The sequence below is a fragment of the Nonomuraea sp. NPDC004580 genome (genome assembly GCF_040609855.1).
GTDB classification, from domain to species: Bacteria; Actinomycetota; Actinomycetes; order Streptosporangiales; family Streptosporangiaceae; genus Nonomuraea; species Nonomuraea salmonea.
Map to the genome: position 1 here is coordinate 48,677 of NZ_JBEXLH010000030.1, position 13,453 is coordinate 62,129.

Annotated in this window: 13 protein-coding genes; 11 read left to right on the plus strand and 2 right to left on the minus strand. The window is 69.4% G+C overall.

The features are described 5' to 3' along the window. Positions 1-22 precede the first annotated feature (22 nt). Entirely contained in the window at positions 23-901 is an 879-nt protein-coding gene (locus ABZW11_RS27540) for a hypothetical protein (protein ID WP_355422736.1), read from the plus strand. Between the two features lie 36 nt (positions 902-937). Then, on the plus strand, positions 938-1,189 hold the full coding sequence (locus ABZW11_RS27545; RefSeq protein WP_355422738.1) for a hypothetical protein: 252 nt from the start codon (positions 938-940) through the stop codon (positions 1,187-1,189). Between the two features lie 2 nt (positions 1,190-1,191). On the opposite strand, the gene ABZW11_RS27550 is transcribed toward ABZW11_RS27545, so the two are convergent. Continuing rightward, positions 1,192-2,685, minus strand: a complete 1,494-nt coding sequence (locus ABZW11_RS27550; RefSeq protein ID WP_355422741.1) for a PucR family transcriptional regulator ligand-binding domain-containing protein — start codon at positions 2,683-2,685, stop codon at positions 1,192-1,194. Between the two features lie 70 nt (positions 2,686-2,755). Here ABZW11_RS27550 and speB point away from each other — a divergent pair, with 70 nt between their 5' ends. The 3 genes from speB to ABZW11_RS27565 are packed head-to-tail and all read left to right on the plus strand — an operon-like array spanning position 2,756 to position 5,846. Beyond that, positions 2,756-3,694 (plus strand): agmatinase, encoded by a 939-nt coding sequence (gene speB / locus ABZW11_RS27555; RefSeq protein WP_355422743.1) that lies wholly within the window; start codon positions 2,756-2,758, stop codon positions 3,692-3,694. Further along, on the plus strand, positions 3,691-5,202 hold the full coding sequence (locus ABZW11_RS27560; RefSeq protein WP_355422746.1) for a cytosine permease: 1,512 nt from the start codon (positions 3,691-3,693) through the stop codon (positions 5,200-5,202). The genes speB and ABZW11_RS27560 overlap by 4 nt, the downstream gene beginning before the upstream one ends. Next, entirely contained in the window at positions 5,202-5,846 is a 645-nt protein-coding gene (locus ABZW11_RS27565; protein WP_355422749.1) for a cyclase family protein, read from the plus strand. The genes ABZW11_RS27560 and ABZW11_RS27565 overlap by 1 nt, the downstream gene beginning before the upstream one ends. On the opposite strand, the gene ABZW11_RS27570 is transcribed toward ABZW11_RS27565, so the two are convergent. Then, positions 5,843-6,334, minus strand: a complete 492-nt coding sequence (locus ABZW11_RS27570; protein WP_355422752.1) for an Lrp/AsnC family transcriptional regulator — start codon at positions 6,332-6,334, stop codon at positions 5,843-5,845. The two genes, ABZW11_RS27565 and ABZW11_RS27570, sit on opposite strands and share 4 nt — an antisense overlap. A gap of 198 nt (positions 6,335-6,532) precedes the next feature. On the opposite strand from ABZW11_RS27570, the gene ABZW11_RS27575 reads away from it, so the two are divergent. Genes ABZW11_RS27575 through ABZW11_RS27600 form a run of 6 tightly spaced genes read left to right on the plus strand, consistent with a single transcriptional unit; the run spans position 6,533 to position 13,368 of the window. Next, complete coding sequence (locus ABZW11_RS27575; protein ID WP_355422755.1) at positions 6,533-7,966, plus strand: gamma-aminobutyraldehyde dehydrogenase; 1,434 nt, start codon at positions 6,533-6,535, stop codon at positions 7,964-7,966. An 18-nt stretch (positions 7,967-7,984) separates the two neighbouring features. Further along, positions 7,985-9,064 (plus strand): ABC transporter ATP-binding protein, encoded by a 1,080-nt coding sequence (locus tag ABZW11_RS27580; RefSeq protein ID WP_355422758.1) that lies wholly within the window; start codon positions 7,985-7,987, stop codon positions 9,062-9,064. 30 nt (positions 9,065-9,094) lie between these two features. Continuing rightward, entirely contained in the window at positions 9,095-10,288 is a 1,194-nt protein-coding gene (locus tag ABZW11_RS27585) for a spermidine/putrescine ABC transporter substrate-binding protein (RefSeq protein ID WP_355422761.1), read from the plus strand. A gap of 2 nt (positions 10,289-10,290) precedes the next feature. Beyond that, positions 10,291-11,142: an ABC transporter permease gene (locus ABZW11_RS27590; protein WP_355422764.1), complete on the plus strand. Its 852-nt coding sequence runs from the start codon at positions 10,291-10,293 to the stop codon at positions 11,140-11,142. After that, the gene (locus ABZW11_RS27595; protein WP_355422767.1) at positions 11,139-11,924 is read left to right on the plus strand and encodes an ABC transporter permease; all 786 of its coding nucleotides are present in this window, start codon (positions 11,139-11,141) and stop codon (positions 11,922-11,924) included. The genes ABZW11_RS27590 and ABZW11_RS27595 overlap by 4 nt, the downstream gene beginning before the upstream one ends. A 49-nt stretch (positions 11,925-11,973) precedes the next feature. Further along, positions 11,974-13,368, plus strand: coding sequence for an FAD-dependent oxidoreductase (locus ABZW11_RS27600; protein ID WP_355422770.1), 1,395 nt, complete (start codon positions 11,974-11,976; stop codon positions 13,366-13,368). The last annotated feature ends 85 nt before the right edge of the window (positions 13,369-13,453 follow it).

Below are 13,453 nucleotides of genomic sequence, written 5' to 3' on the forward strand. Positions count from 1 at the left end.
CGCAGGTAGTAATCTTTCGGCCATGGTCACGGCCCAACATGAAGGTCTGAACAAGATCGCGACCCTCAATCTCGAATACACCCGCGAGATGCTGAGGGCGCTGTTCGACCTTCCCGTCCCGAAGGAGGGCGCGGCGCGACTCGCCTCGCCCGACCTCTCGGAAGCTGACCCCGGCGTCTGCCGGGCTGACAACGCCATCCTTTACGGCACGGGAGAGGAGAAATTCGGCGTCATCGTCGAGACGCAGCGCGACCAGGACGATGACAAGCTCTATGCGTGGCTGGAGTACATCGCCAACTTCCGGGCGCGTGAGCGGTGCCCGGCCTGCCTGGTCGTCATCTGCCCGACCAGGAAGGCGGCCCGCTGGGCCGCTCGCGAGATCCACACCGGCCACCCGGGGCTGATCCTCAAGGCCCTCATCATCCACGCCGGCAACACCCCGGTCATCACCGACCTCGCCCAGGCCACGGAGAACATCGGCCTGGCGATCATCTCCGCCATCACGCAGAGCGAACACCCGAAGTTCGCCACGATCTTCGCCGTCCTGCAACAGGCGCTGGATCACATCGATACGGAGCAGGCGTGGCGGTACGCTCGTTATGTCAATCTGTCACTGCTGGGTGACGCACAGGAAGAGTGGAACCGAGGCATGAGCACGATGACGTATCCGTACCAGGGCGAGTACGTGGAGGGCCTCATCGCCGAAGGCAAGACCCGCGGACTCGCCGAGGGCAAGCTCCAAGGTAAGGCCGAGGCGGTTCTCGATGCGCTCGAACTTCGGGGCCTCGCGGTGTCCGACGAGGTGCGGCGGCGCATCACTTCGTGCCAGGACCTCGACGTCCTGCGCGAGTGCTTCAGCAGGGCTCTCATCGTCGAGTCGGCTGAGGACATCTTCGGGTGACCTCGGAAGCCGCGTCGCGACGTTGAGTAGCAAGGCATGAGCACGATGACGTATCCGTACCAGGGCAAGTACGTGGAGGGCCTCCTCGCCGAGGGCAAAATCCAAGGACTCGCCGAGGGCAAAATTCAGGGTAGGGCCGAGGCGGTTCTCGAGGTGCTCGAGTTTCGGGGTCTCATGGTGTCCGACGAGGTGCGGCGGCGCATCACTTCGTGCCATGACCTCGACGTCCTGCGCGGGTGCTTCAGGAGAGCGATCACCGCCGAGTCGGTCGACGACGTCTTCGGGTGAGGTCAGGGGCCGAGGAGGCCCAGCTGGCGGGCGGCGCGGATGGCCAGCCAGACCTCTGCGAAGGCGCTGGTCGAGGTCAGGTCGCGGCCGGTCAGGTCGGCGAAGCGGCGCAGGCGGTAGGACAAGGTGTTGGGGTGGATGTGGAGGGCGGACGCGGCGGCCTCCACATGCCGGTTGCGTTCCATCCACACCCGCACCGACGTCAGCAGCCGTGACGAGTGGGCCTCGTCGTAGGCGAGCACCGGCCCCAGCACGTGATCGACCAGGGCCGACAGGGTGGCGGGGTCGTCGGGGAGCCAGCGGCCCGTGGTGTCGTCGCCGTAGTGGACCAACGGCTTGCCGGATTCGGCGGCGTTGGTGGCGGCCCAGACGGCTTCCCGTTGGGCGACTCTCAGGGATGTGCCTGGTGGGAAGGGGCGGCTGAGGCCGGCGGCCACTCCCGGTACGGCGGCCACCGCCGGGGCGATGGCGGGCGGGCCCAGGACGTAGTGGTCGTCGCCTCGGCGCAGCATCAGATGCGGGAGGTCGTCGAGCGCGCGGCGTAGCGCCTCGTCCGCTCCGCCTCGCACCCCGCCCGTGAAGCCCTCTGGGAGGTCGCGGGCCACCAGCAGGACCGTGTCGGTGTCCATGGGGAGGCCGAGGCGGGCGAGGCGGCGACGGGCGGCGGGCGGGTCGAGGAGGTCCTGGAGCAGCTCGGCCAGGGTTTCCGCGCCCTCCCTGCGCAGGGTCTCTCGTTCGTGGCGGGCCATCGCCACCTGCAGCGCGGCGACGGTGGCGATGTGCTGGACCACGGCGAGCCCGGCCGGGCGGGCTCCCTCGCGTTCCAGGGCCACCAGGTGGCCGGCGGGGCCGCCAGGGGCGGAGACGGGCAGGACGAAGCCGCCCGGAATCGTGGGCGGCGCGTCGGGTTCGGCGGGCAGCACGTCCAGGGGTGGCACCGGGACGCCGGGCAGCAGAGGGCGGCCGCTGCGGGTGGACAGGTAGACCTCGTAGCCGGACAGGCGTTCCAGGCGTGTGAAGAGGGTGGCGGTGTCGAGGTCTTCGGCGGCGAGCCAGCGCAGCGCGCCGAAGACCTGGAGCTGGGCGCCGAGCCGGTGGCTGGCGTCCTCCTGCAAGGCCGCGGCCACCTCCTGGGCGACCGCGATGAACGGCACCGCCAGCGGCACCTCCAGCACCGGCATCCCGCGCTCCTCGGCCGCCTCGAAGAAGGCCGGGTGCAGCGGCGGCACGTGGAGCTGGGCCGACAGGGCGAGCGCGGAGACGCCGGCGTCGTCGAGCCGCCGCAGGTAGGCGCGCTGCCGGGCGGCGGCGCGCGGCAGGCCGATGCCGGTGGTCATGATGACCTCGGCCCCGAGCAGCCACGGCGTGGGGTCGTCGAGCTCGCTGACGTGCGCCCACGACACGGAGCGGGACAGCCCCGCCTCCCCGGCGAGCAGGCGGAGCTGCAGGGCGGGGGAGCGCAGGAGGTCTTCGACGGTGAGCTTGTGGTCAGCCACAACACACACCGTAGTACTTCGTGGCACCTACAATTGCCGCAGGTCAGAGCCATGACGAACACTGGCGGACATGAACACAGGACCCGTCGACTCCTCCAAGGTCCCGCGCTTCGCGGGGTTCGCCACCTTCGCCCGGCTGCCCCGGCTCGACCAGGTCGAGCGGGCCGACGTGGCGGTGGTCGGCGTGCCCTTCGACACCGGCGTCTCCTACCGGCCGGGGGCCAGGTTCGGCCCCGCGGCGGTCAGGGAGGCCTCGCGGCTGCTGCGGCCGTACCATCCGGGCCTGGACGTCTCCCCGTTCGCGCGGGCGCAGGTCGCCGACGCCGGCGACATCGCGGTGAACCCGTTCGACATCGGCGCCGCCATCGAGACGATCGAGGACGCGGCAGGCGGCATGGACGCCCGGCTGGTCACGATCGGCGGCGACCACACGATCGCCCTGCCGCTGCTGCGTGCGGCGGCGCGCAGGCACGGCCCGGTGGCGCTGGTGCACTTCGACGCCCACCTCGACACCTGGGACACCTACTTCGGCGCCGAGTACACCCACGGCACCCCGTTCCGGCGGGCGGTCGAGGAGGGCCTGCTCGACACCGAGGCGCTCAGCCACGTCGGCATCCGCGGCTCCCTCTACGGCAAGAAGGACCTGGAGGACGACCGGCGGCTCGGGTTCGGCATCGTGACCGCGGCCGACGTGCTGCGGCGCGGCCTGGACGAGGTGATCGACCTGCTGCGCCAGCGCATCGGCGACCGTCCGCTGTACGTCTCGGTGGACATCGACGTGCTCGACCCGGCCCATGCCCCCGGCACCGGCACCCCGGAGGCGGGCGGGCTGACCAGCCGCGAGCTGCTGGAGATCCTGCGCGGTCTCGCGGGCCGCACCCTCATCGGGGCCGACGTCGTGGAGGTCGCCCCGGCCTACGACCACGCGGAGATCACCTCGATCGCCGCGTCCCACGTGGCGTACGACCTGGTCAGCCTGATGGCGCTGACCGAGGAGGAGACGGGATGAGCGGCTCCATCACCGAGATCGAGACCTACGGCGTCGAGCGCATCCCCGACGCCGACCGCACCGCCCGCCCCCTCGACCTGTTCAGGGTGGCCTTCGGCGGCGCGAACACGTTCGCCACCTGCGTGCTCGGCGCCTTCCCCATCCTGTTCGGGCTGTCGTTCTGGCAGGGGCTGGCCGCGACCGTGCTGGGGCTGGTCGTGGGCGCGCTGATCCTGGCGCCGCTGTCGCTGTTCGGCCCGCTGAACGGCACCAACAACGCCGTCTCCTCATCGGCGCATCTCGGCGTGCACGGCCGGGTGGTCGGCTCGTTCCTGTCGCTGCTGACGGCGATCGCGTTCTTCTCCATCTCGGTGTGGTCGTCGGGCGACGCGCTGGTGGGCGGCGCGCACCGGCTGATGGGGCTGCCGGACACCGACCCGTCGTACGCGGTGGCGTACGCCGTCTTCGCCGTCCTGGTGCTGGTGGTCTGCGTGTACGGCTTCCGCTTCATGCTGTTCGTCAACAAGATCGCGGTGGTGGCGGCGTCGGCGCTGTTCGTGCTGGGCGTGTTCGCCTTCGCCGGCGACTTCGACCCGTCGTACGCCGGCGCGATCAGGCCGGGTGACCCGCTGTTCTGGCCGTCGTTCATCGGCGCTGCACTGATCGTGCTGTCGAACCCGGTCTCGTTCGGCGCGTTCCTGGGCGACTGGTCGCGCTACATCCCGGCGAGCACCCCCCGCCGCAGGGTGATGGCGGCGGCGTTCCTGTCGCAGGTCGCCACGATCCTGCCCTTCCTGTTCGGCCTCACCACGGCGTCGATCATCGCGACCAAGGCGGCCGAGTACGTGGACCCGGCGGCCCCGAACTACGTGGGCGGCCTGCTGGCGATCTCGCCCGGCTGGTATTTCGTCCCGGTCTGCCTCATCGCCCTCATCGGCGGCATGTCCACCGGCACGACCTCCCTCTACGGCACCGGCCTCGACTTCTCCAGCGTCTTCCCGCGCTTCTCCAGGGTGCGGGCGACGGTGTTCATCGGCACGCTGTCGATCCTGTTCATCTTCGTCGGCAGGTTCGCGGCGAACCTCACGCAGAGCATCTCCACGTTCGCCACACTGATCATCACGTGTACCGCACCCTGGATGGTGATCATGATGATCGGTTACGTGACGCGGCGCGGCTGGTACGACGCGGAGGCGCTGCAGGTGTTCAACCGGCGCCAGCACGGCGGCCGCTACTGGTTCACGCACGGCTGGAACTGGCGCGGCATGAGCGCCTGGCTGGTCTCGGCGGGGGTGGCGCTGGCGTTCGTGAACCTGCCCGGCCAGTTCGTCGGCCCGCTCGGCGACCTGGCGGGCGGCGTGGACGTCTCGCTGCCGCTGGGCCTGGCGGTGGCGGCGCTGCTCTACCTGGCGCTGCTGACCGCCTTCCCCGAGCCCCGCGAGGTCTACGGCCCGCAGGGGCCGCGCCTGGTCAGGGCGGCGGACACGCCGGTGCTGCCCATCACCGCGGCCACCGAGCCGGTGGCCTGATGGCGATCGTCGATCTGTCGGTGCCGGTCGAGACCGGGATGCCCGTCTACCCTGGCGATCCCGAGGTCTCGACCGGCCCGGCGCTCACCGTGGCCCGCGACGGCGTCAACGTCCTGGGCCTGCATCTCGGCTCCCACTCCGGCACCCACGTGGACGCGCCCCGGCACATCGACGACGCGCTGCCGGCGCTGGACGAGTTGCCGCTGGAGCGCTTCTGCGGGCCGGCGGTCGTGGTGGACGCGCGCGGGCTGCCGCCGCGGGCGCCGATCGGGCCTGAGGCGTTCCGGGACGTCGAGGCCGGCGTGATCGTGCTGGTCGCCACCGGCTGGTCGCGGTGGTGGGGGAGCGAGCGTTACACCGAGCACCCCTACCTGACGGAGGAGGCGGCGGAGCTACTGGTCGAGCGCGGGGTGCGGACGGTGGGCATCGACGCGTTCAGCGTGGACCCGACACCCGCCGCCGACTTCCCCGCGCATCGGACGCTGCTGGGCGCGCACGCGGTCATCGCCGAGAACCTGACGGGGCTCGACCGGCTGCTCGCGCAGGCGGGCCCGATCGAGGTGTTCCTGCTGCCGCTGCGGCTGCCGGGAGCGGACGGCGCACCCGTGCGGGCCGTGGCCAAAGTCGGGGCCAGGGCGGGCTAGCGGGTGCCCCAGGAGTACGTCTGCTTGCGCAGCTTGAGGTAGACGAACGACTCGGTCGCGCGGACGGACGGGATGGCCCGGATCTTGCTGAGGATCTCCAGCAGGTGGCCGTCGCCCTCGCAGACCACCTCCACGATCACGTCGAAGGAGCCCGCCGTGAGCACCACGTAGTCGATCTCGTCGATGGCCGCCAGCTCGTCGGCGACCGACTCAAGGTCGCCCTCGCAGTTGACGCCGATCATGGCCTGGCGGGGGAAGCCGAGCGTGAGCGGGTCGGTGACCGCGACGATCTGCATGACCCCGGCGTCCTGCAACCGCTGGACGCGCTGCCTGACGGCCGCCTCTGACAACCCGACCGCCTTGCCGATCGCCGCGTACGGCTTGCGCCCGTCGGCCTGGAGCTGCTCGATGATCTGCTTGGACAGGTCGTCGAGCACAACCGGCCCGGATTTGCCGTTGTTTCGGCGTACGCGCGGCGGCGTCGTCATCGAGAGGATTCCTCCTAGCGGGTCGGCGTTACGGGGGCGTTCCCGCTGGGTTGCCGTCCTGGTGCGACATGGTGTCAGTTCCTGGCGGTCTGTCAAGCGAATTCGTAGCAATTTGATATCTTCACCACGAAATCCCTTGTCCAGCTGCATCTGCTCTGTCAGAGTCGCGGCATCTCAGCCACCTGTCCAGGAGGGCGAATGACAACCCGTCTGCAGAACTTCATCAACGGTGAGTTCGTGGACGCCAAGAGCGGCCGGTTCTCCGACATCATCGACCCCTGCACGGGTGAGGCGTACGTCCAGGCGCCCGTCTCCGGGCAGGAGGACGTCGACGCCGCTTACGCCGCCGCGGCCGCCGCCTTCGAGTCGTGGGGCCGTACCACCCCGGGCGAGCGGGCCGGGCTGCTGCTGAAGGTCGCCGACGCGATCGAGGCGCGGGCCGACGAGATCAACGAGGCCGAGTGCCGCAACACCGGCAAGCCGCCGGCGCGCATGGCCGAGGACGAGACGCCGATCGCCGCCGACCACTTCCGGTTCTTCGCCGGGGCCGCCCGCACGCTCGAGGGTCCGACGGCCGGCGAGTTCCTCGCCGAGCACACCAGCGTCATCAGGCACGAGCCGATCGGCGTCGTCGGCCAGGTGACGCCGTGGAACTACCCGATGATGATGGCGGTCTGGAAGATCGCCCCGGCGCTCGCGGCGGGCAACACGATCGTCCTGAAGCCGTCCGACACCACCCCGGTCTCCACGCTCAAGCTGGCCGAGATCCTCGGCTCCGTGCTGCCGCCCGGCGTCTTCAACGTCGTCACCGGCGACAGGGAGACCGGCGCGCTGGTCGTCGGCCACCCGACCGCGGCGATGGTGGCCATCACCGGCTCGGTCGGCGCGGGCATGTCGGTCGCCAAGAGCGCCGCCGACGACCTCAAGCGGGTGCACCTGGAGCTCGGCGGCAAGGCGCCGGTCGTGGTGTTCGAGGACGTCAAGGACCTCGGCAAGGCCGCCGCCGACATCGCGATGGCCGGCCTCTACAACGCGGGCCAGGACTGCACCGCGGCCTGCCGGGTGCTCGTGCAGGAGAGCGTGCACGACGAGTTCGTGGCCGCGCTCACCGAGGCCGCGGCCGCCACGGTCACCGGCGACCGCGGCGTCGAGGACGCGCTCTACGGCCCGCTCAACAACGAGAGCCAGCTCGCCAGGGTGCAGGGCTTCATCGACCGGGTCCCGGCGCACGCCAAGGTGCTCACGGGCGGTCACCGCGTGGGCGAGCGCGGCTACTTCTTCGCCCCGACCGTCGTGGACGGGCTCAAGCAGGACGACGAGATGGTGCAGAACGAGGTCTTCGGCCCCGTGATCACCGTCCAGACGTTCACCGACGAGGCCGACGCCCTGGCCAAGGCCAACGACGTCCGCTACGGGCTGAGCAGCTCGGTGTGGACCTCCGACCACGGCCGCGCCATGCGCATGTCGAACCGGCTCGACTTCGGCGTGGTGTGGGTCAACACGCACATCCCGTTCGTGTCGGAGATGCCGCACGGCGGCTTCAAGCACTCGGGGTACGGCAAGGACCTGTCGGTGTTCGGCCTGCACGACTACACCAGGGTCAAGCACGTCATGCACTACATCGGCGAATAGCAAGGAAAAATCCTGGAAATGACCGGGCTGAGTGCGATTGAGCTTGCAGACGTCGTCAAGGAGTATCTCTCGCATGGCGAGGTCGTCCAGGCGGTCAAAGGCGTGACGCTGGACATCGCCGAGGGGGAGTTCTTCTCCCTCCTCGGCCCGTCCGGTTGCGGCAAGACCACGACCATGCGGATGATCGCGGGCTTCGAGGCGCCCACCAAGGGCCTGGTGAAGCTGCACGGCCAGGACGTCACGAACGTCCCGCCGAACAAGCGCGACGTCAACATGGTCTTCCAGTCCTACGCGCTCTTCCCGCACATGAGCGTCTGGGACAACGTGGCGTTCGGGCTCAGGCAGCGCAGGACGCCGCAGGAGGAGATCAGGCGGCGGGTCGGCGAGACGCTGGAGATCGTCGATCTGACCGGCCGCGAGAAGCGCATGCCGCGCGAGCTGTCCGGCGGCCAGCAGCAGCGGGTGGCGCTGGCCAGGGCGCTGGTCAACCGGCCCAGGGCGCTGCTGCTCGACGAGCCGCTCGGCGCGCTCGACCTCAAGCTGCGCCAGGCCATGCAGATCGAGCTCAAGCGCATCCAGCGCGAGGTCGGCATCACGTTCGTGTACGTCACCCACGACCAGAGCGAGGCGCTCACCATGAGCGACCGCATCGCCGTCATGAACGACGGCCTGGTCGAGCAGCTCGCCGGTCCGCGCGAGATCTACGAGCGGCCCGCGACGCCGTTCGTGGCCGGCTTCATCGGCACCTCCAACCTGCTCGCCGGCACCGCCAGGGACGGCGAGCTGAAGGTCGGCGACGGCCGGGTGCTGGTGCCGGGGCACGACGGCGAGGTGACGGTGACCGTACGGCCGGAGAAGATCACCATCGGCACCGACGAGCCCGCGCGCGACCGCAGCGCCGTCCGCGGCACCGTCGCCGAGGTGATCTACCTCGGCACCTACAACAGTTACGCGGTACGTCTCTCCGAGGGGGCCGGGGAGACCACGATCACCGTGTTCCAGCAGAATGCCCACGACGCGACGGCGACGGCGGAGCGAGGCGACTCCGTGTGGCTGTCCTGGCAGGCGCAGCACTCGTACGTGATTGGAAGTCGATAGCACCCCATGAACCCCCTCCTCATGCGTGGAATGACGCAACCCCGCACCCGCCGCGACGTCTTCAGGCTGGCCGGCTTCTCCGCGGCCGGGCTGGCTCTGGCCGCCTGCGGCGTGCAGGGACAGAAGCAGGCGCCGCCCAAGGCGGACGCGGTGGCCGATTTCTGGGCCAAGCAGACCAAGCACGGCAAGGTCGTCTTCGCGAACTGGCCGGAGTACATGCCCGAGGACAAGGCTCCGCTGGAGCGGTTCTCGAAGGACACCGGCATCGCGTACGAGTACAAAGAGGTCATCCAGGAGAACGCCGACTTCTTCGGCAAGGCCGACCCGGTGCTGCGCGCCGGGCAGTCACTGGGCTACGACATCGTCGTCATGACCAACGGCATCCAGCTCCAGCACATGATCGAGCTGGGCTACGCGATCCCGCTCGACCACTCCAAGCTGCCGAACTTCCAGGCCAACGCCGGGCAGAAGTACAAGGAGCGGTCCTACGATCCGGGCAACAAGTACACGGTGCCGTACACGTCCGGGGTGACCGGCATCGCGTACAACACCGAGTACGTCAAAGAGGACATCACCAGCATCGAGGCGTTGTTCGACCCCAAGTACAAGGGGCGGGTCGGCATGATGAACGACGCCCAGGAGATCGGCAACTTCGGGATGATCGCGCTGGGCATCGACCCGGAGAAGTCGACCGAGGCGGACTGGCGCAAGGCGGGGGAGAAGCTCAAGGCCCAGCGCGATGCCGGAATTGTGCGGAAATATTATGATCAGTCGTATATCGACGCCGTGTCCAAGGGCGACGTCTGGGTGACCATGGCCTGGTCGGGCGACGTCTTCCAGCGCCAGCTCGCTGGCGAGCCCGTCAAGTTCGTCGTGCCCGCCGAGGGCGGCACGATCTGGACCGACAACATGCTCATCCCCAAGGGCGCCGCCAACCCCGTGGACGCGCTGATGCTGATGGACTACCTCTACCAGCCGGCCGTGGCCGCCGAGCTGGACGAGTACATCCAGTTCGTCACCCCGGTCCCGGCCGTGCAGGACCTGCTGAGGGAGAAGGCGAAGACGGCCGAGGGCGAGGACAAGAAGGCCCTGGAGGACATGATCGACAGCCCGCTCATGTTCCCCTCCGAGTCCGACTACGCCAAGCTGCGCACGTACACCACGCTCACCACCCAGCAGGAGCAGGTGTTCAACCCGATCTTCCAGTCGATCACCCAGGCCTGACCATGCGGCGGCTCACCCCCTACCTGCTGGCGCTGCCGAGCTGGCTGTGGCTGGCGATCTTCCTGGTCGTCCCCATGGTGGCGATGGCGTCGGTGTCGCTGCAGACCGGCAACGCCATCGACGGCTTCGCGATGACGTTCAGCTTCTCCAACTACGCTGACGCGCTCGGCCGCTACGGCACCCAGCTCGGCCGCTCGCTCTGGTACGGCGCCCTGGCCACCGTCGCCATGCTGGTCATCGGCTACCCGGTGGCCTACTGGATCGCGTTCAAGGCCGGCAACCGCAAGTCCGTCTACCTGTTCCTGCTCCTGCTGCCGTTCTTCGTCTCGTTCGTGCTGCGCACGATCTCGTGGAACTTCCTGCTGTCGGACAACGGCATCCTGTTCGGCACGCTGAAGGACTGGGGGCTGCTGCCCGGCGACTTCCATGTGCTGGCCACCACGTTCGCGGTGGTCGGCGGGCTGACGTACAACTTCCTGCCGTTCATGATCCTGCCGATCTACGTGGCGCTCGAACGCGTGGACCCGCGCGTCGTCGAGGCCGCCCAGGACCTGTACGCCACCCGCGCCGCCGCCTTCCGCCGGGTGGTGCTGCCGCTGTCGCTGCCCGGGGTGTTCGCCGGGGTGCTGATGACGTTCGTGCCCGCCACGGCCGACCCCATCAACGCGGCCATCCTCGGCGGCACGTCCAACACGATGATCGGCAACATCATCCAGACCGAGTACCTGACGAACCTCGACTACCCGACCGCCTCCGCGCTGTCGTTCACGCTGATGGCCGTGCTGCTGGTCGGCATCTTCGTCTACGCGCGGGCGCTCGGCACCGAGAACGTCCTCGAGGCGGCCGCGCGATGAGGAGCACCAGGGCCGGCGACCGGCTGCTGCACCTCTACACCTGGCTGATCATCATCTGGCTGTCGTCGCCGATCGCCGTGATGATCCTGTTCGGCTTCAACGACAAGCGCAGCAAGTCCAACACCAGCTGGCAGGGCTTCACGCTGCGCTGGTACGCCGAGCTGTTCGACATCTCCGACCTGACCGTGGCGCTGCGCAACTCCCTGGTGATCGCCGTGGTCAGCACCGTCATCACGGTCGTCATCGGCACCATGCTGGGCCTCGCGCTCGGCCGGCACCGCTTCCGCGCCAAGGGCGTGACGAACTTCCTCGTCTTCGCCGCCATCTCCACGCCCGAGCTGGTGATGGGCGCCTCGCTGCTGTCGCTGTTCGTCTCGGGCAACGTGCCGCGCGACTCCCTCACGATCATCGTCTCGCACGTGCTGTTCTCGCTGTCGTTCGTGGTGGTGACGGTACGGGCGCGCGTCGTCACGCTCGACCCGGCCCTGGAGGAGGCGGCCAGGGACCTGGGCGCGACCGGCTGGGGCACGTTCCGGCAGGTCACGCTGCCGTCGATCATGCCGGGCGTGCTGGCGGGCGCGATGCTGTCGTTCGCCCTGTCGATCGACGACTACGTGGTCACCAGCTTCGTCAACGGCTCCACCGTCACGTTCCCGCTGTGGATCGTCGGCGCGGTCAAAACCGGTATTCCGCCGCAGGTCAACGTCATGGGTACGCTGATCTTCTGCATCGGGGTGCTGATCGCGATCGCCAACGCGGTCGCGGCCCGGCGGCGCACCTGAGCTCGATCCCGAGATCACATCATGAAGAACATGTAGGGAAGTGGGATGTGTGGATCCGCTGAAGGCGCTTGCTGACGCGGAGCGCAAGCCGTACTGGCTGGACAGCCCGGCCAGACCCGAGCCGCAGGCGCGGCTCTTCGGACACACCACCGCCGACCTGGTCGTCGTCGGCGGCGGCTTCTCGGGCCTGTGGACGGCCCTGATGGCCAAGGAACGCGACCCCTCGCTCGACGTCGTCCTGCTCGAAGGCCGCAGGATCGGCTGGGCGGCCACCGGCCGCAACGGCGGGTTCTGCATGGCGACGCTCACCCACGGCCTGGCCAACGGCCTGGAGCGGTGGCCGGAGGAGATCGACAAGCTCGAACGCCTCGGCGTGGCCAACCTCGACGAGATCGAGGTCACGCTCAAGCGCTACGGCATCGACTGCTCGTTCGAGCGCACCGGCGAGCTGCACGTCGCCACCGAGCCGTGGCAGGTCGACGCGCTCGGCGAGCACCTCGACCTGATCTCCGACCTCGGGCTCGACTACGTGCCGCTCGACCAGGACCAGGTCCGCGCCGAGGTCTGCTCGCCCACCTACCTGGGCGGGCTGTGGGAGCGCAGCGGCTGCGCCATGCTCGACCCGGCGCGGCTGGCGTGGGGGCTGCGCGAGGCCTGCCTGCGGCTCGGCGTCCGGGTCCACGAGCGCACGCCCGTACGCGCGATGGACGACGACGGCACGACGATCACCCTGCGCACGCCGCACGGCGCGGTCGCCGCCCGCCAGGTGGCGCTCGGCACCGGCGTGTTCCCGCCGCTGCTGCGCCGTCTCAAGCACTTCGTGGTGCCGGTGTACGACTACGTGCTGATGACCGAGCCGCTGACCGCCGGCCGGCTCGCCTCGGTGGGCTGGCGCAACCGGCAGGGCGTGGGCGATTCGGGCAACCAGTTCCACTACTACCGGCTGACCGACGACAACCGCGTCCTGTGGGGCGGCTACGACGCCGTCTACTACAACGGCGGCCTGGTCAAGCCCGAGTACGAGCAGCGCGACGAGACGTTCGTCAAGCTCGCGGGCCACTTCTACGACACGTTCCCGCAGCTCGCCGAGGTGCGCTTCACCCACCGGTGGGGCGGCGTGATCGACACCTGCAGCCGCTTCAGCGCCTTCTACGGCCAGGCGCACGGCGGCCGGCTGGTCTACGCTGCCGGCTACACCGGCATGGGCGTCGGGGCCACCCGCTTCGGCGCGAACGTCATGCTCGACCTGCTGTCCGGCGAGCCGACCGAGCGGACCGAGCTGCGCATGGTCAAGGAGAAGCCGATCCCGTTCCCGCCCGAGCCGGTGCGTTCGGGCGTCATCCAGTTCACCCGCTGGTCGATCGCGCAGGCCGACCAGCACCAGGGCAGACGCAACCTGTGGTTGCGCGCGCTCGACCGGATGGGGCTGGGCTTCGACTCCTAGCGCCGCTCCTGGCAACGGCGTGCTGAAGGTATGGCCAGGAAACCCCTGGTGTGAGGGATAAGCCACGAGTGCCGGGCATGTTCCT